Source organism: Gehongia tenuis, assembly GCF_014384795.1.
Lineage (GTDB): Bacteria > Bacillota > Clostridia > Christensenellales > NSJ-53 > Gehongia > Gehongia tenuis.
This window is the reverse complement of the sequence record NZ_JACRSR010000002.1, coordinates 195932-221286: the sequence shown is the minus strand read 5'-3', so window position 1 is coordinate 221286 and position 25355 is coordinate 195932. Positions and strand designations below refer to the sequence as shown.

At 55.7% G+C, this 25355-nt stretch carries 28 protein-coding genes; all 28 read left to right on the top strand.

Annotated features, from left to right (window positions below; translation table 11 throughout):
* The first annotated feature begins 105 nt into the window (after positions 1 to 105).
* The 28 genes from H8696_RS07155 (at position 106) to rplE (ending at position 25355) form a co-directional block, all read left to right on the top strand.
* Positions 106 to 519, top strand: coding sequence for a cysteine-rich VLP domain-containing protein (locus tag H8696_RS07155; protein ID WP_009256047.1), 414 nt, complete (start codon positions 106 to 108; stop codon positions 517 to 519).
* Between the two features lie 111 nt (positions 520 to 630).
* On the top strand, positions 631 to 1026 hold the full coding sequence (locus H8696_RS07150) for a replication initiator protein A (protein ID WP_249316243.1): 396 nt from the start codon (positions 631 to 633) through the stop codon (positions 1024 to 1026).
* Between the two features lie 187 nt (positions 1027 to 1213).
* Entirely contained in the window at positions 1214 to 2158 is a 945-nt protein-coding gene (gene mobV / locus H8696_RS07145; RefSeq protein WP_249316242.1) for a MobV family relaxase, read from the top strand.
* A complete protein-coding gene (locus tag H8696_RS07140) occupies positions 2142 to 2354 on the top strand; it encodes a hypothetical protein (RefSeq protein ID WP_008727870.1) in 213 nt (70 codons plus the stop codon). The genes mobV and H8696_RS07140 overlap by 17 nt, the downstream gene beginning before the upstream one ends.
* A 94-nt stretch (positions 2355 to 2448) precedes the next feature.
* A complete protein-coding gene (locus H8696_RS07135) occupies positions 2449 to 3960 on the top strand; it encodes a recombinase family protein (protein ID WP_249316241.1) in 1512 nt (503 codons plus the stop codon).
* 103 nt (positions 3961 to 4063) lie between these two features.
* Positions 4064 to 5167: a PIN/TRAM domain-containing protein gene (locus H8696_RS07130; protein WP_249316240.1), complete on the top strand. Its 1104-nt coding sequence runs from the start codon at positions 4064 to 4066 to the stop codon at positions 5165 to 5167.
* A gap of 96 nt (positions 5168 to 5263) precedes the next feature.
* On the top strand, positions 5264 to 6301 hold the full coding sequence (locus H8696_RS07125; protein WP_249316239.1) for a SpoIID/LytB domain-containing protein: 1038 nt from the start codon (positions 5264 to 5266) through the stop codon (positions 6299 to 6301).
* Between the two features lie 250 nt (positions 6302 to 6551).
* Positions 6552 to 10265: a DNA-directed RNA polymerase subunit beta gene (gene rpoB / locus H8696_RS07120; RefSeq protein WP_249316238.1), complete on the top strand. Its 3714-nt coding sequence runs from the start codon at positions 6552 to 6554 to the stop codon at positions 10263 to 10265.
* 16 nt (positions 10266 to 10281) lie between these two features.
* Positions 10282 to 13821 carry a DNA-directed RNA polymerase subunit beta' gene (gene rpoC / locus H8696_RS07115; RefSeq protein ID WP_249316237.1) on the top strand — a complete coding sequence of 1180 codons (3540 nt, stop codon included), beginning with the start codon at positions 10282 to 10284 and terminating at the stop codon, positions 13819 to 13821.
* An 80-nt stretch (positions 13822 to 13901) separates the two neighbouring features.
* Positions 13902 to 14150 (top strand): ribosomal L7Ae/L30e/S12e/Gadd45 family protein, encoded by a 249-nt coding sequence (locus H8696_RS07110; protein ID WP_249316236.1) that lies wholly within the window; start codon positions 13902 to 13904, stop codon positions 14148 to 14150.
* A 64-nt stretch (positions 14151 to 14214) separates the two neighbouring features.
* On the top strand, positions 14215 to 14586 hold the full coding sequence (rpsL, locus tag H8696_RS07105; RefSeq protein WP_249316235.1) for a 30S ribosomal protein S12: 372 nt from the start codon (positions 14215 to 14217) through the stop codon (positions 14584 to 14586).
* 120 nt (positions 14587 to 14706) lie between these two features.
* A complete protein-coding gene (gene rpsG / locus H8696_RS07100) occupies positions 14707 to 15177 on the top strand; it encodes a 30S ribosomal protein S7 (protein WP_249316234.1) in 471 nt (156 codons plus the stop codon).
* Positions 15178 to 15310: 133 nt separating this feature from the next.
* Positions 15311 to 17377 (top strand): elongation factor G, encoded by a 2067-nt coding sequence (gene fusA / locus H8696_RS07095; protein ID WP_249316233.1) that lies wholly within the window; start codon positions 15311 to 15313, stop codon positions 17375 to 17377.
* Positions 17378 to 17453: 76 nt separating this feature from the next.
* Entirely contained in the window at positions 17454 to 18665 is a 1212-nt protein-coding gene (tuf, locus tag H8696_RS07090; protein WP_249316232.1) for an elongation factor Tu, read from the top strand.
* A 263-nt stretch (positions 18666 to 18928) separates the two neighbouring features.
* Positions 18929 to 19237, top strand: coding sequence for a 30S ribosomal protein S10 (rpsJ, locus tag H8696_RS07085; RefSeq protein WP_249316231.1), 309 nt, complete (start codon positions 18929 to 18931; stop codon positions 19235 to 19237).
* A gap of 27 nt (positions 19238 to 19264) precedes the next feature.
* Entirely contained in the window at positions 19265 to 19900 is a 636-nt protein-coding gene (gene rplC, locus H8696_RS07080) for a 50S ribosomal protein L3 (protein ID WP_249316230.1), read from the top strand.
* Between the two features lie 14 nt (positions 19901 to 19914).
* Complete coding sequence (gene rplD / locus H8696_RS07075; RefSeq protein WP_249316229.1) at positions 19915 to 20538, top strand: 50S ribosomal protein L4; 624 nt, start codon at positions 19915 to 19917, stop codon at positions 20536 to 20538.
* Positions 20538 to 20834, top strand: coding sequence for a 50S ribosomal protein L23 (rplW, locus tag H8696_RS07070; protein WP_249316228.1), 297 nt, complete (start codon positions 20538 to 20540; stop codon positions 20832 to 20834). Before rplD ends, rplW begins: the two co-directional genes overlap by 1 nt.
* Positions 20835 to 20849: 15 nt before the next feature.
* Entirely contained in the window at positions 20850 to 21683 is an 834-nt protein-coding gene (gene rplB / locus H8696_RS07065; RefSeq protein WP_249316227.1) for a 50S ribosomal protein L2, read from the top strand.
* Between the two features lie 20 nt (positions 21684 to 21703).
* On the top strand, positions 21704 to 21979 hold the full coding sequence (rpsS, locus tag H8696_RS07060) for a 30S ribosomal protein S19 (protein WP_249316226.1): 276 nt from the start codon (positions 21704 to 21706) through the stop codon (positions 21977 to 21979).
* A 16-nt stretch (positions 21980 to 21995) separates the two neighbouring features.
* Positions 21996 to 22388 carry a 50S ribosomal protein L22 gene (rplV, locus tag H8696_RS07055; protein WP_249316225.1) on the top strand — a complete coding sequence of 131 codons (393 nt, stop codon included), beginning with the start codon at positions 21996 to 21998 and terminating at the stop codon, positions 22386 to 22388.
* An 11-nt stretch (positions 22389 to 22399) separates the two neighbouring features.
* Complete coding sequence (gene rpsC, locus H8696_RS07050) at positions 22400 to 23116, top strand: 30S ribosomal protein S3 (RefSeq protein WP_249316224.1); 717 nt, start codon at positions 22400 to 22402, stop codon at positions 23114 to 23116.
* On the top strand, positions 23116 to 23562 hold the full coding sequence (gene rplP, locus H8696_RS07045) for a 50S ribosomal protein L16 (RefSeq protein ID WP_249316223.1): 447 nt from the start codon (positions 23116 to 23118) through the stop codon (positions 23560 to 23562). The genes rpsC and rplP overlap by 1 nt, the downstream gene beginning before the upstream one ends.
* Positions 23549 to 23761, top strand: coding sequence for a 50S ribosomal protein L29 (gene rpmC / locus H8696_RS07040; protein WP_249316222.1), 213 nt, complete (start codon positions 23549 to 23551; stop codon positions 23759 to 23761). Before rplP ends, rpmC begins: the two co-directional genes overlap by 14 nt.
* A 27-nt stretch (positions 23762 to 23788) precedes the next feature.
* Positions 23789 to 24049, top strand: a complete 261-nt coding sequence (rpsQ, locus tag H8696_RS07035) for a 30S ribosomal protein S17 (RefSeq protein ID WP_330605390.1) — start codon at positions 23789 to 23791, stop codon at positions 24047 to 24049.
* 24 nt (positions 24050 to 24073) lie between these two features.
* Positions 24074 to 24442, top strand: a complete 369-nt coding sequence (gene rplN, locus H8696_RS07030; protein ID WP_249316221.1) for a 50S ribosomal protein L14 — start codon at positions 24074 to 24076, stop codon at positions 24440 to 24442.
* 12 nt (positions 24443 to 24454) lie between these two features.
* Complete coding sequence (gene rplX / locus H8696_RS07025; RefSeq protein ID WP_249316220.1) at positions 24455 to 24790, top strand: 50S ribosomal protein L24; 336 nt, start codon at positions 24455 to 24457, stop codon at positions 24788 to 24790.
* A 19-nt stretch (positions 24791 to 24809) separates the two neighbouring features.
* Positions 24810 to 25355: a 50S ribosomal protein L5 gene (rplE, locus tag H8696_RS07020; protein ID WP_249316219.1), complete on the top strand. Its 546-nt coding sequence runs from the start codon at positions 24810 to 24812 to the stop codon at positions 25353 to 25355.

The following is a 25355-nucleotide window of genomic DNA, read 5'->3' as shown; positions in this document are numbered from 1 at the left end:
GTGTCCAGAAGCTGCGGGGAGCGTGCCAACGCCGGAACACGCCGCAGGAATGGGGCAGGAAGCCTTTTCGGGGCGAACGGCAAAAGCGAAAAATGGAGGGAACGCATGAGAGATAACCCCTATAAAGACTTGCCACCGCTGGAACGCAGGCCGGACGGTTCCCTTTACCGCATGACCCCAGCGCAGCGGAAACAGGCAAACGCCCTGATCCGCCGGGAGTGCTGCTGTTATGAGGACGGGAACTGTATGTTCCTTGACGATGGGGACACCTGCACCTGTCCGCAGACGGTTTCTTTCTCGGTCTGCTGTAAGTGGTTCCGCTGGGCGGTTTTGCCGCTGGACAAGACGCTGGAAGCGGAGATTTTCCGGGATAAGGACTTGAAACGCTGTGCGGTCTGCGGCGGTGTGTTCGTCCCTAAATCCAACCGGGCAAAATACTGCCCCGACTGCGCCGCCAGAGTTCACAGGCGGCAGAAAACAGAAAGTGAACGGAAAAGGAGGTCTACTGTGGACAGTTAAGGGCTGAAAAGTCCTTGATTTTCAAGGCTTTGCAAGCACAGAACAGGGGCAGGCAATAGAAACTACCGTCTGCCCCCGGAAACAGGCTTCTAACCGTCCACAAAACACGATATGGCAAACACCATTTATATCCATCAGCCGGAAAAGGCGGTCAGCTTTACCCGGCTTCCCAATTTCCTTTTTGAAGCCCCCACATTCACACCCCTGTCCAACGAAGCAAAGGTTCTGTACGCCTTTATCCTGCGCCGGACAGACCTATCCCGAAAAAACGGCTGGGCAGATGAATACGGGCGGATTTACCTCAACTATCCCATTAACGAGGTAGTGGAGCTGCTCCACTGCGGGCGGCAGAAAGCGGTCAATACCCTGCGGGAGCTACAATATGCCGGACTGGTGGAAATCCAGAAGCAGGGCTGTGGAAAACCCAACCGCATTTATCCAAAATCCTATGAAGCGGTTTCAAACACCGACTTCAAGAAATCCGGTTATGGAACGCCGGAGGACTGAAAACCGCACTCATAGAGTATGATAATCAATCCTCTTGAAGTACGAAAACCGGACGGTATATAGAAATACAGAGATTAAAACGATTTTATTTATATCTATTCCATTCCAATCCTATCAGAGATAGTTTCGGCGGGATTTTCCCTGTGGAAAACCCGCTGAAAAAGAATGGAACGAGGAAAGGAGCAGAATGGCACAACACGCAATCTTGCGGTTTGAGAAACACAAGGGCAACCCGGCAAGGCCGCTGGAAGCCCATCACGAACGGCAAAAGGAACAGTACGCCAGCAATCCCGACATTGACACCAGCCGGAGCAAATACAACTTCCACATTGTTAAGCCGGAGAGCAGGTACTACCACTTTATACAGAACCGTATTGAACAAGCTGGCTGCCGCACCCGTAAGGATAGTACCCGGTTTGTGGATACGCTGATTACCGCCAGCCCGGAGTTTTTCAAGAAGAAGCCCCCAAAGGAGATACAGGAATTTTTCCAGAGGGCGGCTGATTTCTTAATCGGGCGGGTAGGGAAAGAAAATATCGTGTCGGCGGTGGTACACATGGACGAGAAAACGCCCCACCTCCACTTAACTTTTGTTCCGCTGACAAAAGACAACCGCCTGTGTGCAAAGGAGATTATAGGGAACAGAGCCAACCTCACAAAATGGCAGGACGATTTTCACGCTTATATGGTGGAGAAATATCCCGACTTGGAGCGTGGGGAAAGCGCCAGCAAGACAGGCAGGAAGCATATCCCCACCCGTCTGTTCAAGCAGGCGGTCAATCTCTCCAAACAGGCAAGAGCCATTGAAGCCACGCTGGGCGATATTACCCCGTTCAACGCCGGAAAGAAAAAAGAGGAAGCCCTCTCCATGCTGAAAAAGTGGTTCCCACAGATGGGGAATTTCTCCGGGCAACTGAAAAAATACAAGGTCACAATCAATGACCTGTTAGCGGAAAATGAAAAGCTGGAAGCAAGGGCAAAAGCCAGTGAAAAAGGCAAGATGAAAGATACGATGGAACGGGCAAAGCTGGAAAGCGAGCTGCACGACATTCAGCGGCTGGTAGACCGTATCCCGCCGGATATACTGGCGGAACTGAAACGGCAGCAGCGGCAGCATGGAAAGGAAAGGTGATTTTATAAGCAATATCAGATACAAAAAGGAAACAGAAATCGTGACTTTTCAGGGAAAGGAAATCACGCTGGAAAATCTCTCCCCGGTATTCACGCCGGAGCAGGAAGCGGCAAAACGCCGGGAGCTGGAACAGCAGCTTTATGAGGTATTCCGCAAGTATGCCGACAAACGGCAGAGTGAGGAAGCCGGAGCATAAGGTTTTCCAAAGCCATCGTTGATTTGCAGGGCTGCTGGCGGTATAATAAAGCTGTCAGCAGCTCCGTTTCTTTTTGAAGAAAAGGAGCGACAATATGAACAACAGAATAGACGCAATCTATGCAAGACAATCGGTGGACAAAAAGGACAGCATTTCCATTGAAAGCCAGATTGAGTTTTGCAAATACGAGTTGAAAGGCGGTAACTGCAAAGAATACACAGACAAGGGGTACAGCGGCAAGAACACAGACCGTCCGAAGTTTCAAGAACTGGTGCGGGACATCAAGCGGGGCTTGATTGCAAAAGTCGTGGTTTACAAACTTGACCGTATCAGCCGTTCCATTCTGGATTTTGCCAATATGATGGAACTGTTCCAGCGGTACAATGTGGAGTTTGTGTCCTCTACGGAAAAGTTTGACACCTCTACTCCGATGGGGCGGGCTATGCTGAATATCTGTATCGTGTTCGCCCAGCTTGAACGGGAAACGATACAGAAGCGGGTGACGGACGCTTACTACTCCCGCAGTCAGCGGGGCTTCAAGATGGGCGGGAAAGCCCCTTACGGCTTCCATACAGAGCCAATCAAGATGGACGGTATCAACACAAAGAAGCTGGTGGTAAACCCGGACGAAGCGGCAAATATCCGGCTGATGTTTGAAATGTACGCCCAGCCCACAACCTCCTACGGGGACATTACCCGGCACTTTGCCGAACAGGGGATTTTGTTCCATGGCAAAGAGCTGATACGCCCCACGCTGGCGCAGATGTTACGCAACCCTGTCTATGTGCAGGCAGACCTTGATGTGTACGAGTTTTTCAAAAGTCAAGGGACAGTCATTGTCAATGACGCTGCCGATTTTACCGGCATGAATGGCTGCTATCTGTATCAAGGTCGGGATGTGAAGCCCAGCAAAAAGAACGACTTGAAAGACCAAATGCTGGTGCTGGCTCCCCATGAGGGCATTGTCCCCTCCGATATCTGGCTGACCTGCCGCAAGAAGCTGATGAACAACATGAAAATCCAGTCTGCCCGGAAAGCCACCCATACATGGCTGGCGGGAAAAATCAAGTGCGGAAACTGCGGGTATGCCCTTATGAGCATTAACAATCCTGTGGGAAAGCAATATCTCCGCTGCACAAAGCGGCTGGACAATAAAAGCTGTGCCGGGTGCGGGAAAATCATCACTTCGGAGCTGGAAGCGGTTGTTTATCAGCAGATGGTGAAGAAGCTGGCAAGCTACAAAACGCTGACGGGCAGGAAGAAAGCGGCAAAGGCAAACCCGAAAATCGCCGCCCTGCAAGTGGAGCTTGCCCATGTGGACAGCGAGATTGAAAAGCTGGTGGACAGTCTGACGGGTGCAAACAATGTCCTGCTCTCCTATGTGAATGTGAAGATAGCAGAACTGGACGGGCGCAAGCAGGAACTTCTGGCGAGGATAGCGGAACTAACGGTGGAAGCCATTAGCCCGGAACAGGTCAGCCAGATTTCCGGCTACCTCGACACTTGGGAGAATGTATCTTTTGACGACAAGCGGCGTGTGGTGGATTTGATGATTACCACCGTAGCCGCCACAAGCGACAGCTTGAATATCACATGGAAAATCTGACGGGCGGAACCCCTCCCGTCAGATACCTACCCTGTGTAGTCCCTTGTAAACTGTACTTTAGGCATCGCTTAACTTTGCAGATTAAAAAAGGAGGTGAGAAAACATGATTGTGGTTTTTGGACGAGCTGTGGTGACCATCTGCGGAACGGTGGTGGGGCCGCTGATCGTGGCTCTGGTCTATGACATTCTGCAGCGTTTTTTTGGGATCACCCCTTCCGAGGCTCTGACGCCCGCCGGGAGCATTGCGATCTATATTCTCAGTGGAATCTTAACCGGAATTATATTTTATTTTTTATCCAAAAGGATCGTGAACTTCCTGGTGCAGGCAACGGAAAGCAGCGAGCGCCATTTGAGCCAGCTGCCTTTGTCTGTGATCGTCTATGGCGCAATGGGGCTTATCGTGGGTCTGGTTATCGCATTTTTGATCTCCATGCTGATCAATATGATCCCGGCAAAACTGATTTCCATGCCTTTGTCGCTGGCGGTCTACGCCATCCTTGGCTATCTGGGCGCGGCCATCGCGATCAAGCGCCGGGACGAGCTTTCCAGTCTTCGGGGAAGACGCTGGCGGGATCGGGATCGAGGCGAAGGAAGCCCGAACCGGATGTGCCCGAAGATTCTGGATACCAGCGTCATCATCGATGGGCGCATCTACGATATCTTCAAGACGGGATTCGTGGAGGGCCCGGTGGTGGTCCCAGGCTTTGTGCTCCAGGAACTGCGCCATATCGCTGATTCCGCCGATCCCCTGCGGCGGAACCGGGGGCGGCGGGGGCTGGATGTGCTCAACCGCATTCAGAAGGAGCTCATTATCGACGTGGAGGTGCCCGAGGAGGATTACGAGGACCTTGCGGAAGTGGATATGAAGCTGCTGCGTATGGCGCAAAAGCGCCGGGGCAAGGTGATCACCAACGACTACAACCTGAACAAGGTGGCGGAGGTCCAGGGAGTGGAGGTCCTGAACATCAATGAGCTGGCCAACGCCATGAAACCGGTCGCACTGCCCGGCGAGGAGATGACCGTGGAGATCGTCAAGGAGGGCAAGGAACCGGGACAGGGGGTCGCTTATCTGAACGACGGCACAATGATCGTGGTGGACGGCGGCCGAAGGCACATGGGCGAGCGGGTGGACGTGTTGGTCACCAGCGTTCTGCAGACGGCGGCGGGCCGAATGATCTTTGCAAAACTGAAAAATTTGGATTTCTAAGAAGGAGCGCTGGGCGCTCCTTTTTTTATGGATGCGGTGCATGATGGGGCTTTTTCCAGGCAATAATGGGTTTGAGAATCAATGGGAGGAATGAACATGAAAGCATTGAAATCCATCGTTGCCTTGGCGCTATGTGCGGTACTGCTGACGGCCTGTTCCAACGGAGCGTCAAAGAATACGCCGGGGTCCAGCCCTGACAAGGCGAGTCCCAGCCCTGCGGCCACCGAACCCCTTGAGACACCGGAGGTCACGGCAACTCCAAACTACGGCGATGCGGTTCCCGAACCCATTCAGCAGGAAGGGGAGAAGGAGCCGGTGCTGAAGGTGTACGACACCGCGCAGAACCAGGTGGTGGAGCAGGAGCTCGAAGACTATGTGGCCCACGTCCTGGCGGGAGAGATGAAAAGCGACTGGCCCAAGGAGGCCCTCAAGGCCCAGGCGATCCTGGCCCGGACCTTTGTGCTGTACTTTGTGACGGAAAAGGAAAGCATGTATGAAGGTGCGAATATTTCCACCGACATCAAGGAGGCTCAGGCCTACAACACTGAGGGAATCGATGAAAACATCCTGGCTGCGGTGGAGGAGACCCGGGGCGAAGTGGTGCTCTACAACGGCAAGCCCATCAACGCCTGGTTCCATGCCCACGCCGGCGGAAAGACCGCCATGTCCAAGGAAGGACTCAACTATGAGGGGGATGAGCCGCCCTACATTCAGTCGGTGGATTCCCCCGATTCGGACAAAGCGCCCGAAGAGGACGCCAGCTGGACGGCTTCCTTTACCAAGGAGGAAGTACTGGCGGCGCTTCAAAGCTCCGGTGTGTCCGTTCAAAGTGTGGATGCCATTGAGGTTGGTGAAACGGGAGCCTCCGGCAGGGCCATCACCCTGAAAATTGGGGAAGCGGCCATCAACGCGGCGGATTTCCGCATCAAGCTGGGCAGCCAGAAGCTGAAATCCACGCTGCTGGAGGATATCACTGTGGAGGCAGGCAAGGTGATCTTCACCGGCAGAGGCTACGGCCACGGGGTAGGCATGTCCCAATGGGGCGCCTATGGGATGGCGGAGGAAGGCAAAACGGGCGAAGAGATCGTGCAGTACTATTTTAAAGATGTAGCGATTCAAAAACTCTGGGAATAAAGATCTTTCTAAAAAACCCGGCTGTGCCGGGCTTTTTTTATTTGTATTTTGCGATTGACAAGGGTGTCCAAGACGTGGTATCATTCTTTATTGCATTGATAGGATGGGGATTGTGTCTGATTTTACATGATCGCATGCGAACTGGAAAAGTATAGTTTTCTTCGAAAAAGTTCATACTTTTGTAGTTTGTTTGACAAAATGTTCCATCCCTTCCGTGGACATTCAACTTGTAATAGGAGTGATCGCTGGTATGGTTCATGCGGTGCAAATGGGCAAACGTACCCGGCACAGTTTTTCTAGGATCCAGGAAGTTCTGGATATGCCCGATCTCATCGAGGTACAGAAGAACTCCTACCGAAAGTTCTTGGAAGAGGACCTTTGGGAAGTTTTGAACGATGTATCCCCCATCACCGATTATGCGGAAAATTTGGTGCTCGAATTCAAGGGCTACACCTTGGAGGACACGCCCAAGTATTCCGTGGAGGAATGCAAGGAGCGGGACACCAACTATTCCTCCCGGCTCAAGGTATCGGTGCGCCTCACCAATCGTGAGACGGGTGAGTCCATCGATCAGGAGGTCTTCATGGGCGATTTTCCGCTCATGACCGAGCAGGGCACCTTCATTATTAATGGCGCGGAGCGGGTTATCGTTTCCCAGCTCGTGCGCTCGCCCGGCGTCTATTTTGATGAGACCATCGACAAAACGGGCAACCATCTCTATTCGGCCACGGTCATCCCCAATCGGGGCGCCTGGCTGGAATACGAGACCGATTCCAATGAGATCATGTGGGTGAAGATGGACCGCACGAGAAAGCTGCCCATCACCGTCCTTCTGCGCGCTTTGGGCTACGGCACCGATGCTGAGATCATCTCCCTTCTTGGGGAGGACGACCGCATCAAGCTGACCCTGGAGCGGGACACGGCTAAGACCCGGGAAGAGGGACTTCTCGAGGTCTATAAGCGCCTGCGCCCCGGCGAGCCGCCCACGGCGGAGTCCGCCCAGTCCTTACTACATTCTTTATTCTTTGATAATAAGCGTTATGACCTTGCCCGGGTGGGCCGCTATAAATTTAATAAGAAACTGGCCCTGGCCGCCCGTATTGCGGGCCAGACCCTGGCTGAGCCGGTGGTGGACCCCAGGACCGGTGAAATCCTGGCCGAGGCCGAGGAGAAGATTTCCCGGGAAAAGGCTTGGGAGCTCCAAAATGCCGGCGTCAACGTGGCGGTGATCCACGCTGACGGCAGAAAGCTTCGGGTCGTGGGCAACCACTTTGTGGATGCTTCCGGTTACCTTCCCTTTGAACCCAGGGAGGCGGGCGTTCGGGAGAAGGTTCACTATCCCACGCTCATGGAGCTCATGGAGAAGGCGGAGGCTGAAGGCGACCTCAAGGAGATCATTCGGGCCAATTTGGACCGGTTGGAGCCCAAGACCATCTGCATCGACGATATCGTAGCGTCCATCAGCTATGCGGTGGGCCTCAATTATGGCGTGGGCAATACCGATGACATCGACCATCTGGGCAACCGCCGGGTGCGTTCGGTGGGCGAGCTGCTGCAAAATCAGATCCGCATCGGCCTGTTCCGTTTGGAGCGGGTGGTGAAGGAGCGCATGTCCATTCAGGACCTGGATACCACCACGCCTCAGGCCCTCATCAATATCCGGCCGGTGGCGGCTGCCATCAAGGAGTTCTTTGGCTCCTCGCAGCTGTCCCAGTTCATGGATCAGACCAACCCGCTGGCCGAGCTCACCCATAAGCGCCGTCTTTCCGCACTGGGACCCGGCGGCCTTAACCGCGAGCGGGCGAGCTTTGAGGTCCGGGACGTGCATCACTCCCACTATGGACGGATGTGCCCCATCGAGACTCCTGAAGGCCCGAACATCGGTCTTATCGGATCGCTGGCCACCTTTGCCAGGATCAATGAATACGGCTTTATCGAATCTCCCTACCGCAAGGTGGACAAGGAAAAGAAGATCGTGACCGACGAGATCTACTACCTGACCGCCGACGAGGAGGATCTGTACACCATTGCGCAGGCCAACGAGCAGCTGGACGAGAACGGCTGGTTCGTGGATGAGCGCGTTACTTCCCGCCGCAGGGATGAGATCGTGGAAGTGCCGAGGGAAGAGATTGACTTCATGGACGTGTCGCCCAAGCAGCTGGTCTCCGTGGCGGCAGCCATGCTTCCCTTCCTGGAGAACGACGATGCGAACCGTGCGCTCATGGGTTCGAATATGCAGCGCCAGGCGGTTCCGCTTCTGGTTCCCGAGGCGCCCATCGTGGGCACTGGTATGGAATACAAAGCTGCCCGGGATTCGGGCGTCATGTTCCTTGCGAAACACGCCGGTGTGGTGGAGCGGGTCTCCGCCAAGGAAATCGTGGTAAAAAGCGACGAAGGCGACAAGGATATCTATCGCCTCACCAAATTTTCCCGGTCCAATCAGGGCACCTGCATCAACCAGCGGCCCATTGTGAAGGTGGGCGAACGGGTGGAAAAAGGGCAGGTCATCGCCGATGGACCTTCCACCGACGAGGGCGAGATCGCTCTTGGCCGGAACATCCTGATGGGTTTCATGACCTGGGAAGGCTACAATTATGAAGACGCTATCCTGATCAGCGAGAAGCTGGTCAAGGAGGACGTGTTCACTTCCATCCATATTGAGGAATACGAATCCGAAGCCCGGGACACCAAGCTTGGGCCGGAGGAGATCACCCGGGATATCCCCAACGTGGGCGAGGACGCCCTCCGCGACCTTGACGAGCGCGGTATCATCCGCATCGGCGCCGAGGTGCGTTCCGGAGATATTCTGGTGGGCAAGGTTACCCCGAAGGGTGAGACCGAGCTGACGGCAGAGGAACGGCTGCTCCGCGCCATCTTCGGTGAGAAGGCGCGGGAGGTCCGGGACACTTCCCTCCGTGTTCCCCATGGCGAGGGCGGCATCATCGTGGACGTTAAGGTGTTCACCCGCGAAAACCGGGATGAGCTGCCGGCCGGTGTCAATGAATTGGTTACCGTGTACATTGCCCAGAAACGTAAGATTTCCGTGGGTGACAAGATGGCGGGCCGCCACGGCAACAAGGGTGTTATCTCCCGGATTCTGCCCGAAGAGGATATGCCTTTCCTGCCCGATGGCACGCCCCTTGAGATCGTGCTCAATCCCCTTGGCGTTCCTTCCCGTATGAACATCGGTCAGGTGCTGGAGGTTCATTTGGGTATGGCGGCCAAGGCCCTTGGATGGCACATTGCAACGCCCGTTTTCGACGGCGCAAACGAGGAGGAGATCATGGACTGCCTGGAGCAGGCCGGTCTTCCCCGCCACGGCAAGATGACCCTCTACGATGGCCGGAGCGGCGAACCCTTCGAGAATCCGGTCACCGTGGGTTATATGTATATCTTGAAATTGGCCCACTTGGTGGATGACAAGATCCATGCCCGGTCCACCGGTCCCTACTCGCTGGTGACGCAGCAGCCTTTGGGCGGCAAGGCCCAGTTCGGCGGCCAGCGCTTCGGTGAGATGGAGGTGTGGGCGCTGGAGGCCTATGGCGCGGCCCATACCCTCCAGGAAATCTTGACGGTGAAGTCCGACGATATCGTGGGCCGTGTGAAGACCTACGAATCCATCGTTCGGGGACAGAACATTCCCGAACCGGGTGTGCCCGAGTCCTTTAAGGTTCTCATCAAGGAACTGCAGAGCCTGGCCCTTGATGTGAAGGTGCTCACCGAGGATAATGAGGAGATCTCCATCCGTGAGTCGGTGGACGATGAAGTGGATCTTTTGGAGAATGTGGTGGAGCCCAAGGAAGAGACGGATACGCTGCTCATGTACGATTCCGTTATTCCCGAAGCCGATGAACCCATCACCGATCTGGAGCTGGATGATCTGGCCAATATCCCCGGCCTTGATGAATTGGACGACGGACTGTTGGGCGATCTGAGCCAAGAGGACGAAGACGAGGATTTCTAAGAAGGGGGCTTACCTTTTGTTTGAATTAAACAACTTTGATTCCATGCAGATCGCCTTGGCTTCTCCCGAGAAGATTCGGGAATGGTCCAGGGGCGAGGTCAAAAAGCCCGAAACGATCAACTACCGCACGCTGAAGCCGGAGAAGGACGGCCTGTTCTGCGAGCGGATCTTTGGACCCACCAAGGACTGGGAGTGCCACTGCGGCAAGTATAAGCGTATCCGCTACAAGGGGATCATCTGCGACAAGTGCGGCGTGGAGGTCACCCGTTCCAAGGTGCGCCGGGAGCGCATGGGCCACATCGAGCTTGCGGCTCCCGTGTCCCACATCTGGTACTTCAAGGGGACCCCGTCCCGGATGGGTCTGCTCCTTGATATCTCGCCCCGAATTCTGGAGAAGGTGCTGTACTTTGCCGCCTTCATTGTGCTGGATCCGGGCGATACCCCGCTGGCTTACAAGCAGCTGCTCACGGAAAAGGAGTACAGGGAGTATCAGGACAAATATCCTGGCCAGTTTGTGGCAAAGATGGGCGCTGAGGCGGTCAAAAAACTGCTGCAGGACATCGATCTTGAGGCTCAGGCCGAGCAGCTCAAAAAGGAGACCAAGGAGGCCACCGGCCAGAAGAAGATCCGCGCCATCAAGCGCCTGGAAGTGGTGGAAGCCTTTCATAAGAGCGGCAATAAGCCCGAGTGGATGATTTTGGACGTGGTGCCGGTCATCCCACCGGAAATCCGGCCTATGGTGCAGCTGGACGGCGGCCGGTTCGCCACCTCCGATCTCAACGATCTCTATCGCCGGGTGATCAACCGGAACAACCGCTTGAAGAAGCTGCTTGAGCTGGGCGCACCCGACATCATTGTACGCAACGAGAAGCGTATGCTCCAGGAGGCTGTGGACGCCCTCATCGATAATGGCCGTCGGGGCCGTCCCGTAACCGGCCCCGGAAACCGTCCCCTCAAATCGCTGTCCGATATGCTCAGGGGTAAGCAGGGCCGTTTCCGTCAGAACCTTTTGGGTAAGCGGGTGGACTACTCCGGCCGTTCGGTTATCGTCGTCGGTCCGGAGCTCAAGATGTACCAGTGCGGACTGCCGAAGGAGATGGCCATCGAGCTGTTCAAGCCCTTTGTCATGAAGCGGCTGGTCAAGGACAAGATCGCGCCCAACATCAAGAGTGCTAAGCGCCGCGTGGAGCGGGGCTCCCCCGAGGTTTGGGATATTCTGGAGGAAGTTATCAAGGAGCATCCGGTTCTGCTGAACCGTGCGCCCACGCTTCATCGCCTGGGCATCCAGGCCTTTGAGCCAGTGCTGGTGGAAGGCCGTGCCCTGAAGCTCCATCCTCTGGCCTGTACCGCGTACAACGCCGACTTTGACGGCGACCAGATGGCCGTGCACGTACCTCTTTCGGTGGAAGCTCAGGCGGAAGCCCGCTTCCTCATGCTGGCGGCCAACAATATTTTGAAGCCTCAGGATGGCAAACCCGTGGTTTCGCCCACCCAGGACATGGTTATCGGCATCTACTATCTCACCATTGAACGGGACGGCGCCAAAGGCGAAGGAAGCGTCTATGGCGATGTGAATGAGGCCATTATGGCCTATGAGACCGGCGAAGCCGAGCTTCAGGCCAAGGTGAAGGTGCGCCTCACCCGTGAACAGGACGGCCGGAAGGTCCAAAAGCTGGTGGATACCACTGTGGGCCGTGTGATCTTCAACGAGATCATTCCCCAGGACCTGGGCTTTGTGGATCGCTCCAATCCCGACAACCTGTTCGAACTGGAGATCAATTTTCTGGTGGACAAGAAAAAGTTGGGTCAGATCGTGGACCGCTGCTACAGGGTCCATGGTCCCACGAAGACCTCAGAAGTACTGGACAACATCAAGAGCCTGGGCTTCAAGGTTTCCACCCGGGCTGCGATCACGGTCAGTGTGGCCGATATCCTGATTCCTGATGAAAAGAAGGATTTGCTTCAAAAAGCTCAGGATCAGGTCATTGAGACGGAGAAGCTGTTCCGCCGCGGTCTGCTCGATGAGAATGGCCGTTTTGAACGGGTGGTGGATATCTGGACCAAGTGTTCCGATCAGGTCACCAAGGCCATGATGAACAACCTGGATCCCTTCAATCCCATTTATATGATGGCTCAGTCCGGTGCTCGTGGTTCCATCAACCAGATCCGTCAGCTGGCCGCCATGCGCGGACTGATGGCCGATCCCTCGGGTCGAATCATCGAGCTGCCCATCCGGGCAAACTTCCGTGAGGGCCTCACGGTGCTGGAGTTTTTCATCTCCTCTCATGGCGCCCGCAAAGGTTTGGCTGATACTGCCCTTCGGACGGCGGACTCCGGATATCTTACGCGACGCCTGGTGGACGTTTCCCAGGATGTTATCGTCCGGGATACCGACTGCTTTGAGACCGCCGGCGAATCCATCAAGGGTATCTGGGTGAGCGCGATCAAGAACGGCAACGAGCTCATCGAGTCTCTGGCGGACCGCATCGTGGGCCGTTACTCGGTGGACGAAGTGGTGGATCCTTCCACCGGTGAGGTGCTGGTGGGTTCCAATGAGATGATCACCGCGGATATCGCCCACAAAATTGAGGCGTCGGGCGTTGAGGTGGTGCACATTCGTTCCATCCTCTCCTGCCGCAGCCGCCACGGCGTCTGCGCCAAGTGCTACGGTTCCGATCTGTCCACGGGCCGGCCTGTCTCCATCGGTGAAGCGGTGGGTACGGTCGCTGCTCAGTCCATTGGCGAACCTGGTACTCAGCTGACCATGCGTACGTTCCATACCGGCGGTGTTGCCGGTGACGATATCACCCAGGGTCTTCCCCGCGTGGAAGAGCTCTTCGAGGCCAGAAAGCCCAAGGGTCAGGCCATTATCTCGGATATCTATGGTACTGTGGAGATCAATGAGACCAAGAAGCGCCGCGAGGTGGTGGTGACCGGCGAGGATGGAGAGACCAAGTCCTATCTGATTCCTTACGGTGCGCACCTGCGGGTGGGTAACGGGGACCGGGTGGAGGCGGGCGACGCGCTGACCGACGGTTCCATCAATCCCCATGATATTCTTAAGATTAAGGGCGTCAAAGGGGTGCACGATTATCTTCTTAAAGAAGTGTGCACGGTGTACCATATGCAGGGCGTGGATATCTCCGATAAACACATCGAGGTTATCATTCGTCAGATGCTGCGGAAGGTCAAAATTGAGGATGCTGGCGACACCGACATGCTTCCTGGAAGCCTGATGGATATCTTCAAGTTCGAGGAGGAGAATGAACGGGTGGTGCAGGCGGGCGGTCAACCTGCCATCGCCAAGCGTGTGCTGCTGGGCATTACGAAAGCGGCGCTCGCCACCGACTCCTTCCTGTCCGCGGCTTCTTTCCAGGAAACTGCCCGCGTTTTGACCGATGCCGCCATCAAGGGCAAGGTCGATCCGCTGGTGGGCCTCAAGGAGAACGTGATCATCGGCAAACTCATTCCCGCAGGCACCGGTATGAAGCGCTACAAGGATATTGAGGTCGAGGTCAAGGAGGATGCGGAGGAACCCGAGGAAATCCTGTCGTAAAGGGCTTTTTGTTGACAGACCTCGGATGCAGTGCTAAAATAGCTAGTGCTTAGGCCGGAAAAAGGAGGTTTTGAGGCTCCATGCTGGAGACTCTTCAAGAAAAACCACTGAAAGTTGGCATGAAGCAGGTGCAGCGGGCCGTGGAAAACGGCGAAACCTCGGAGGTATATCTGGCAGAGGATGCCGACGACTTCATCCTCCATAGACTGCTGGAACTGTGTAAGCAAAGGAACATTGCGGCTATCAAGGTTCCCACCATGAAGGAATTAGGCCAAGCCTGCGGCATTGACGTGGGCGCGGCGGTGGCTTGCGTTGTTCGTGAAAACTGATCGGGATTCCCTAAAGGGTTGCAGGGAATTTTGGATATATCCATCATAAAAAGGAGGTGCAAGGATGCCCACGATTAACCAATTGGTGAAACAAGGAAGAAAGAAAGTCACCTACAAGTCCAACTCCCCAATTCTGGAGAATTGCCCCCAGAAGCGCGGTGTATGCTTGAACGTTCGTACCCAGACCCCCAAGAAGCCGAATTCGGCTCTGCGGAAAATTGCCAGGGTTCGTCTGGTGAACGGACTGGAAGGTTATGCCTACATTCCCGGAATTGGTCACAACTTGCAGGAGCACTCCGTCGTGCTGATTCGCGGCGGCCGTGTGAAGGACCTGCCCGGTGTGCGTTATCACATCGTGCGCGGTGCTTTGGATGCAGCCGGTGTGGATAAGCGTCGTCAGGCGCGTAGCCGTTACGGCACCAAGCGCCCTAAATAAGTTGAGACTTGCAATATAGATGGGCTCCTTTGTCTATTTGGGTGGGGACGTACCCAAAATGCGAGAGCGACCCCTTTAGTTGCATATATCCGAAAGAACATTTGCAAAGGAGGGAATCAGATGCCACGTCGTGGAACAATCCCCAAGAGGGAGGTTTTGCCCGATCCCGTTTATGGCAAAACCGTGATCACCAAGCTCATCAATCAGGTGATGCAAGATGGCAAAAGAGGCGTAGCGCAGATCGTGTGCTACGATGCCTTTGATACGATTAAGGACAAGACCGGCCGGGATCCCATGGAGGTTTTCGAGGAGTGCATGAACAACATCATGCCTCTGCTCGAGGTGAAAGCCCGCCGTGTGGGTGGTGCCACCTACCAGGTTCCCATTGAGATTCGCCCCGAGCGCCGTCAGACACTGGCTTTGCGGTGGCTGGTGGACTTCTCCCGCAAGCGCGGTGAGAGGACCATGAAGGATCGGCTGGCTGCCGAGATCATGGACGCTGCGAACAGCGCGGGCAACACCTTCAAAAAGAAGGAGGACACCCACCGCATGGCCGAAGCCAACAGAGCTTTCGCCCATTACCGCTGGTAAAATTGCGGCGGCCGTCTTTAATGGAATGGTGAGGGCGGGTATAGCAATACCCGCCTTTTTATTGGAACGGAGAAGTATGTTTGCGGGCCTTTGGGCCTGCTTCAGGGTTTGAATCAAGAAAGGAGGTTGAACCGTGCCAAGAGAGTTCTCTTTGGAAGATACCCGAAATATCGGGATTATGGCTCATATCGACGCGGGCAAAACCACCACAACAGAAAGAATTTTGTTCTACAGCGGACGCATCCATAAAATTGGCGAGACCCATGAGGGTGCCGCCACCATGGACTGGATGGAACAGGAGCAGGAGCGTGGTATCACCATCACCTCCGCTGCCACCACTGCCAAATGGAAGCATTGCCGCATCAACATCATCGACACCCCTGGACACGTGGACTTTACCGTTGAGGTGGAGCGTTCTCTGCGTGTTTTGGATGGCTCGGTGGCGGTGTTCTGTGCCAAGGGCGGTGTGGAGCCCCAGTCCGAAACGGTGTGGCGCCAGGCCGACAAATACGGTGTGCCCCGTCTCGCCTATGTGAACAAAATGGACATCATGGGCGCCGATTTCTTCCGTGTGGTCAAGATGATGCATGACCGGCTGAACGCCAATGCTGTGCCCATCCAGCTGCCCATCGGCGTGGAGGATACCTTCCAGGGCATTGTTGATCTGGTAAAGATGGAAGCGATTATCTATACCGATGACAAAGGCACCCAGATGGAAGAGACCGCTATTCCTGATGATCTGAAGGATTTGGCGGAGGAATATCGCGAGAAGCTGCTCGAAGCGGTTGCGGAAACCGACGAGGAACTGATGGAAAAGTATCTCGAGGGCGAAGAACTCACCGAAGAAGAGATTCGCAGGGGTATTCGCAAGGCCACTATCGCCAACAAGATGGTTCCTGTAACCTGCGGAACTTCCTACCGGAACAAGGGCGTGCAGCCCCTGCTGGACGCCATCGTCGATTACATGCCCTCCCCCCTGGATGTGCCCCATATCAAGGGTACGATCCCCGGCACCGATGAAGAGGTGGAGCGGGTTGCTTCCGACGATGCGCCCTTTGCTGCGCTGGCTTTTAAGATTATGACTGATCCCTTTGTGGGTAAGCTGGCCTTCGTCCGCGTGTATTCTGGCACCCTGGAGAGCGGCTCCTATGTGTACAACTCCACCAAGGGTAAGCGGGAACGCATCGGTCGTCTGCTTATGATGCATGCGAACCACCGCGAAGAGGTGCAGAAACTCTACGCTGGTGATATTGCCGCCATTGTCGGCCTTAAGGATACCACCACCGGCAACACGCTGTGTGACGAGAAGGAGCCCGTGGTTCTGGAATCCATGGTCTTCCCTGACCCCGTGATCCGGGTGGCCATTGAGCCCAAGACCAAGGCTGGCCAGGATAAGATGACCATTACGCTGCAGAAGCTGGCGGAGGAGGATCCCACCTTCAAGGCCTACACCGATCAGGAAACGGGCCAAACCATCATTGCCGGTATGGGCGAGCTCCATTTGGAGATTATCGTGGACCGCATGATGCGTGAATTCAAGGTGGAAGCCATTGTGGGTAAGCCCCAGGTGGCTTACCGCGAGGCCTTCAAGAAGCCTGTCAAGGCGGAGGGACGTTTCGTTCGCCAGTCCGGCGGACGCGGTCAATACGGCCATTGCTGGATCGAGATCACGCCTCTGGAGCCTGGTTCGGGTTATCAGTTTGAAAATAAGATTGTGGGCGGCGTGGTGCCGAGAGAGTATGTGCCTGCCATCGATGCCGGTATCCAGGAAGCGGCCAAGTCCGGTATCCTGGGCGGCTACGAAGTGGTGGACTTCAAGGCAACTGTGTACGACGGTTCCTACCACGATGTGGACTCCTCGGAAATGGCCTTCAAAATTGCCGGTTCCATGGCCTTTAAGAATGCTATGGCCAAGGGTAGCCCGGTGTTGCTGGAGCCCATGATGAAGGTGGAAGTCAATGTGCCCGAGGAATACATGGGCGATGTGATGGGCGATCTCAATTCCCGCCGCGGCCGTATCGAGGGCATGGAGGCGGTCAACGGTGCGCAGAACATTGCCGCTGTAGTGCCGCTGTCCGAGATGTTCGGCTATGCCACGGACCTGCGTTCAAACACCCAGGGCCGGGCGAATTATACCATGCAGTTCTCCCACTATGAGGAAGTGCCCAAGAACATTGCTGAGAAGCTTCTTGGCAAATAATTGGGTTTAAGGTTTGAAGTTTCAAACACTGGATCACACTTAAGATTATGAAAACCAATGAGGAGGTTTTTGCAAAATGGCAAAAGCGAAGTACGAGCGTACGAAACCCCATGTAAACATTGGAACGATCGGCCATGTGGACCATGGCAAGACGACGTTGACTGCGGCGATCACGATGGTGCTGGCGAAGAAGGGTCAGGCGGAAGCGATGGCGTATGACGCGATCGATAAGGCGCCGGAAGAGAAGGAACGGGGCATCACGATCAACACGGCGCACGTGGAATATGAGACGGAAACGCGGCACTATGCGCACGTGGATTGCCCGGGGCATGCTGACTACGTGAAGAACATGATCACGGGTGCGGCGCAGATGGACGGCGCGATCCTGGTGGTGTCGGCCGCGGATGGTCCGATGCCGCAGACGCGTGAGCACATCCTATTGGCCCGACAGGTGGGCGTGCCCTATATCATCGTGTTCATGAACAAGACGGATATGGTGGACGACGAGGAGCTGTTGGAGCTGGTGGAGATGGAAGTGCGGGATCTGTTGAGCTCGTACGATTTCCCCGGCGATGATATTCCGATCATCAAGGGATCGGCGCTGAAGGCACTGGAAGCGGTGCAGAGCGGAGCGGACGTGGAGACGGATGAATGGTGCAAGCCGATCTTCGAGCTGATGGAAGCGGTGGACAGCTACATTCCGACGCCGGAGAGAGCGACGGATCAATCGTTCCTGATGCCCGTGGAAGATGTGTTTTCGATCACGGGCCGCGGCACGGTAGCGACGGGTCGTGTGGAGCGTGGCACGGTGAAGGTGCAGGATACGGTGGAGCTTGTGGGCATGACGACGGAGCTGCGGCAGATCGTGGTAACGGGCGTGGAGATGTTCCGGAAACTGTTGGATCAGGCGGTGGCAGGAGACAACATCGGCGTGCTTTTGCGGGGCGTGCAGAGGAACGAGATCGAGCGCGGGCAGGTATTGGCAAAGCCCGGAACGATCAAGCCGCACACGAAGTTTGCGGGGCAGGTGTACGTGCTGACGAAGGAAGAGGGCGGACGTCACACGCCGTTCTTCAATGGATACCGTCCGCAGTTCTTTTTCCGGACGACGGATGTGACGGGAGTGATCGAGCTTCCTGAGGGCGTGGAGATGGTGATGCCCGGGGACAACATCACGATGGAGATTGAGCTGATCACGCCGGTAGCGATCGAGGAAGGATTGCGTTTTGCGATTCGGGAAGGCGGCCGGACCGTGGGTGCGGGCGTTGTTTCCTCCATCGATGGCTGAGGTAGAGATTTATGGGGCGGAGCCGGACTCTTCGGGGTCCGGCCGGCCTTGTAATTTGTACTTGCATTATTGGCAAAGTTACGGTATACTTTAAAAGTTGCTAATTGGGATGAAGCGGAAGGTTACCGTGTCGGACACGGATAGTTTTCGCGGACAAGTCCGAAAAATCGGGCGACGGGCCGGTGCGCCTGTCGTGCAAAAATTATTATAGTAAACGCACGGCAAAGTGTTATTGGCCTGAACACAAGGAGGGAATTGATTCAATGCCTGCCCAAAAGATTCGTATCAAGTTGAAAGCGTACGACCACAGTCTGATCGATCAATCCGCGGAGCGCATCGTTGAGACTGCCAAGAGGTCCGGAGCCACCATTTCGGGTCCGATTCCTCTGCCCACGCGTAAGGAGATCGTGACCATCCTTCGGGCACCGCACAAGTATAAGGACAGCCGGGAACAGTTTGAGATGCGCACCCACAAGCGTCTCATCGATATCCTCTCTCCCAGCTCCAAGACGGTGGATGCGCTGATGCGCCTCGACCTGCCCGCTGGTGTGGATATCGAAATCAAGCTGTAAGGGCCCCAAGGATAATGGAGGTGTAACATGAAAAAGGCGATTCTCGGTAAGAAGCTGGGCATGACCCAGATCTTTACGGAAGACGGCCGAGTGGTGCCTGTGACAGTTGTCAAAGCAGGCCCCTGCACGGTCGTGCAGAAGAAGGTTCCCCAGACCGACGGTTATCTGGCCGTTCAGGTTGGTTTCGATGAGGTCCGGGAGAAGCTCCTCAACAAACCCCAGAAGGGGCACTTGAAGAAGGCCGGAGCCAAGCTGCTCAGAAGCCTTCGTGAACTGAAGCTGGAAGACGCCGACAAATACGAAGTCGGTCAGGAAATTAAAGCCGATGTCTTTGCCGAGGGAGATAAGGTGGATGTGTCCGGTGTCTCCAAGGGCAAAGGATTTTCCGGTGTAATGCAGCGCTGGAATCAGCACAGAGGTCCTATGACCCACGGATCCCACTATCATCGGGGCCCTGGTTCCATGGGCGCTTGCTCCAGCCCTTCCAAAGTCTTTAAGAACAAGCACCTGCCGGGCCGCTGGGGCCGTGAAAAGGTGACGGTGCAGAACCTTGAAGTGGTCCGTGTGGACGGCGAGAAGAACTTGCTGCTGGTGAAGGGTGCTGTGCCCGGCTCCAAGGGCAGCTTGCTGGTCATTCGCGAGACCGTCAAGAATTCCCGATAGGAAGGAGAAGAACAATGCCTAAAGTTGCATTACTCAATATCAACGGCGATGCGGTGGGCGAGATCGAGCTCAGCGATGAAATTTTCGCCGTAGAGGTCAATGAGCACGTACTGCACCAGGTGGTGAAGGCTCAGCTGGCTAACCGCCGGCAGGGTACTCAGTCCGCCTTGACCCGCTCGGAAGTGAGCGGCGGCGGCATCAAGCCGTGGCGGCAGAAGGGTTCCGGCCGGGCCCGTCAGGGTTCCACCCGTTCCCCCCAGTGGCGCCATGGCGGCATCGTGTTCGCCCCCAAGCCCAGAAGCTATCGGATGGAAGTGCCGAAGAAGGTGCGCCGTCTTGCCATGAAGAGCGCCCTGAGCTCCAAGGTGAATGACAGTGAGCTCGTGGTGCTGGATCAGTTGAACCTCGACGCTCCCAAGACCAAGGAAATGGTCAAGGTGCTGAACAACCTGAAGGCCGAGCGCAAGGTCCTGCTGGTTCTGCCTGAGAAGGATGAAGTGGTGGAGCGCGCCGCACGCAATCTTCCCAATGTGAAGATGCTCTATGTCAACACGCTCAATGTGTATGACATCCTCAACTATGACAAGTTCATCGCGACCAAAGCCGCGGTGGAGAAGATTCAGGAGGTGTATGCGTGATGAAGCTTGCTCATGACATTATCATCCGCCCCGTCCTGTCGGAGAACAGCTATGACATGATGGCGGGCAAGCGCTACGTCTTCATTGTCGATAAGAACGCCAACAAGATCGAGATCAAGAAGGCTGTGGAAGAGATCTTCGGCGTCAAAGTGGAAAAGGTCAATACCGCCAACTACGAAGGAAAGATCAAGCGTCAGGGAGCTCACATGGGCCGCCGCGCCAGCTTCAAGAAAGCGACCGTGCAGCTCACCGAGGATTCCAAGGCGATTGAGTTCTTCGAAGGCATGGCTCAATAAGGGAGGGACGAGAAGATGCCTACCAGAAAGTACAATCCAACTTCTCCGGCCCGGCGCTTTATGACGGTGTCCACCTTCGAGGAGATTACCACCACAACGCCGGAAAAATCGCTGCTGACGGACCTTCGCAAGTCCGGCGGCCGCAACGCCCACGGACGCATCACGGTGCGCCACCGCGGCGGCGGAGAGAAGCGTAAATACCGTATCATCGATTTCAAGCGCAACAAGGACGGCATTCCCGCCAAGGTTGCCACCATCGAATATGATCCGAACCGCAGCGCAAACATCGCCCTTCTCATTTATGCCGACGGCGAGAAGCGCTACATCCTGGCTCCCCTCGGCCTCAAGGTTGGGGATAAGATCATGAGCGGCCCCGATGCCGACATCAAGATCGGAAATGCACTGCCCATCCGCAACATACCGCTGGGCACCATGATCCACAACATTGAGCTCAGCCCTGGCAAGGGTGGACAGCTGGTCCGCTCCGCCGGCAACGCTGCGCAGCTGATGGCCAAGGAAGGGGATTACGCCCAGGTTCGGCTGCCTTCCAGTGAAACCCGTATGATCTCCATGAACTCCAAGGCCACCATCGGCCAAGTGGGCAACGTGGACCATGAGAATATCTCCATCGGTAAGGCTGGACGCAAACGGCACATGGGCATCCGCCCCACGGTCCGCGGCGTGGTTATGAACCCTGTGGATCACCCCCATGGCGGCGGCGAGGGCAAGGCGCCCATTGGTATGCCCGGTCCCGTGACTCCTTGGGGTAAACCCACCCTGGGCTACAAGACCCGCGACCACAAGAAGCCCAGCAACCGGTTTATCGTCAAACGCAGAGGCCAAAAGTAAGGAAGGAGGCACCTGGCTAAATGAGCAGATCCATAAAGAAGGGGCCTTATGTCGAAGAAAGGCTGCTTAAAAGAGTTGTTGAAATGAATGAATCCGGCCAGAAGAAGGTGCTCAAGACCTGGTCTCGGGCGTCCACCATCTTCCCGGATATGGTGGGTCACACCATCGGCGTCCATGACGGACGCAAGCATGTGCCGGTATATGTCACGGAGGATATGGTGGGCCACAAGCTGGGCGAATTTGCTCCCACCCGTACTTTCCGGGGACATGCCGGTGAAAAATCTTCAGGTCGATAGGAAGGAGGCGTGAGACATGGCTAGAAATCAAAGAGAACGCAAGGCGGCCCGCGTTGCGAACAAGGATAAGCGGCCCAAGGCCGTGGCCCGGTACATCCGCCTCTCCTCCCGTAAGGTGAAGATCGTGATCGATCTGATTCGTGGCAAGAGTGTGGAAGAAGCGCTGGCGATTTTGGCCTACACCCCCAAGGCCGCGGCGCCTGTTGTGGAAAAATTGTTGCTTTCCGCCATCGCGAATGCGGAAAACAACTTGGAGATGGACCGCAGTAACCTGTATGTGGCGGAGTGCTTCGCCGATCAGGGACCGACCTTGAAGCGGTATCGCGCCCAGTCCATGGGCCGGGCTACCCCCATCCGCAAGAGGACCAGTCACATCACCATCATTCTCGACCAGCAGGCCAAGGTTTAAGGAGGTATACGATGGGTCAGAAAGTTCATCCCCATGGACAACGGGTGGGCGTCATCAAGAATTGGGACTCCCGCTGGTTCGCTGGGAAAAAAGATTTTAGTGACAACCTGGTGGAGGATCACAAGATCCGCACCGCGCTGAAAAAGAAGCTGTATGTGGCCGGCATCTCCCGCATCGAGATCGAGCGTGCCGCCAATCGCGTGATCGTAAACATCTTTACCGCCAAGCCTGGTATCGTGATCGGCCGCGGCGGCGCTGGTGTGGAAGCGACCAAGAAGGAGCTGGAGGCCCTGACGGGCAAGACCGTTTCGGTGAACATCATGGAAGTGAGAAACCCCGATACGGACGCACAGCTCGTCGCTGAGAACATTGCAGCTCAGTTGGAGAAGCGTATTTCCTTCCGCCGTGCCATGAAGCAGGCCCTGGGCCGGGCTACCAAGGCGGGTGTGAAGGGTATTAAAACCCATGTTTCCGGCCGTTTGGGCGGTGCGGAAATTGCGCGCAGCGAGGGCTACCATGAGGGTTCCATCCCGCTGCAGACCCTGCGCGCTGATATCGATTATGGCTTCGCTGAAGCCCACACCACTTACGGCCGCATCGGCGTGAAGGTGTGGATCTACAAAGGTGAAGTGCTTTCCAAGACGCTGCCTCAGGCCGCGGCTCCCCAGCCCCGGGCTCGGCAGAATCGTCCGCCCAGAAAGGCTACCTCGGAAGGAGGCGTTCGCTAATGTTGATGCCTAAGCGCGTCAAGCGCCGTCGTGTCATGCGCGGCCGCATGAAGGGCAAGGCTACCCGCGGCAACACCGTGTCCTACGGTGATTTTGGCCTGGTGGCACTGGAGCCCTCCTGGATCACCTCGAACCAGATTGAGGCCGCTCGTATTGCCATGACCCGCTACATCCGTCGTGGCGGTCAAGTTTGGATTAAGATTTTCCCTCACAAGCCCGTGACGCAGAAGCCCGCTGAGACTCGAATGGGTTCCGGCAAGGGTTCGCCCGAATACTGGGTGGCCGTGGTCAAGCCCGGCCGCGTGATGTTCGAGATCGCCGGTGTGAGCGAGGAAATTGCGCGTGAAGCCCTTCGTCTGGCTTCCCACAAGCTGCCCATCAAGTGCAAGATTGTGGCTCGCGAACAAAATAACGAGTTGGGTGGTGAAGGAAATGAAAAGGGCTAAACAACTTGAAGAGTTCAGGGATCTTTCGGATCAGGAGCTCCAGGATAAATTGAAGGAATTGAAGGGCGAGCTGTTTAACCTTCGTTTCCAGATGGCTACCGGACAGGTTTCCAATACCATGGTCGTGCGGGAAGTTAAGAAAAACATTGCCCGAGTCCAGACCATTCTGCGGGAACGTGAACTTCGGCAAGCGCAGTAAGGCTTTGGATGAAAGGAGGAAACTTCCGTGGCCAATGAAAGAGGCAACCGCAAGACCCGTACCGGTACGGTGGTAAGCGATAAGATGGATAAGACCGTGGTGGTGGCCGTGAAGACTCGCGTGCAGCACCCGTTGTACAAGAAGATTGTCAATCGCACCAAGAAACTGAAGGTCCATGACGAGAACAACGAATGCCGTGTTGGCGATTTCGTCCGTGTGATGGAAACCCGGCCCCTGAGCCGCGACAAGCGGTGGCGGCTGATGGAAATCATCGAGAAAGCCAAATAGCTCGACAAGTAAGGAGGATAAACAATGATCCAACCACAGACACGTTTGAAGGTTGCGGATAATACCGGCGCCAAGGAGATCATGTGCATCCGGGTTATGGGTGGCTCCTTTCGCAAGAGCGGCAATATCGGTGATACCATCGTCGCTTCGGTGAAGTCGGCAGCGCCCGGCGGAGTCGTGAAAAAGGGCGACGTGGTCAAGGCCGTGATTGTGCGCTCCCACAAGGGTGTGCGCCGTCCGGATGGCACCTACATCCGTTTTGATGATAACGCTGCGGTGATTATCAACGACCAAAAACAGCCCCGGGGCACCCGTATTTTCGGGCCCGTGGCTCGGGAACTTCGGGAAAGGGATTACATGAAGATTGTTTCCCTGGCTCCCGAGGTCCTGTAAGGAGGCGGAACAATGACAAGAGCGATCAAGAAGCTCCACGTGAAAAAGGGCGACGTCGTTATGGTCGTCTCCGGTAAGGACGCCGGTACCAAGGGTAAGGTCATGACGGTTTTCCCGAAGACCGGCAAAATCATCGTGGAAGGCGTTTCGGTGGCAACCCACCACATCAAGCCCCGCGGCATGGGCCAGGCGGGAGGACGCATTGAGAAGGAGACCCCGATCTACGCGTCCAAAGTTATGTTGTATTGCGATCACTGCAAGAAACCGACCCGTATCGGCCACCGGTTCTTGGATGACGGTAAAAAGGTCCGCGTGTGCAAGAAGTGCGGCGAGACCTTGGACAATTGAGCCGAAGGGAGGTAGCTACGTGGAACAACCAAGATTGAAGGAAAAATACTTGAACGAGGTCGTCCCCGCCCTGCAGCAGAAATTCGGCTACAAGAATGTCAATGAGATTCCGAAGCTTGATAAAGTGGTGCTGAATATGGGCCTGGGCGATGTGAAAGACAACCCCAAGAGTCTGGAAGCGGCGGTGGCGGACCTGACCCAGATCGCGGGCCAAAAGCCGCTGATCACCAAGGCGAAGAAGTCCGTGGCAAACTTCAAAGTTCGTACGGGCATGAACGTTGGCGCTAAGGTAACCCTTAGATCCAGCCGGATGTATGAATTTGTGGATAAGCTATTTTCCATTGCCCTGCCCCGCGTGCGCGACTTCCGCGGCGTGTCGGCAAACTCCTTCGACGGCCGGGGCAACTACGCCATGGGTATCAAGGAACAACTTATTTTCCCCGAGATCGACTACGATAAGGTCGACAAGGTGCGCGGTTTGGATGTCATCTTTGTGACCACGGCGAAGACGGATGAGGAAGCCAGGGAGCTGTTGAGGCTTCTGGGCATGCCCTTTGCTCAGTAA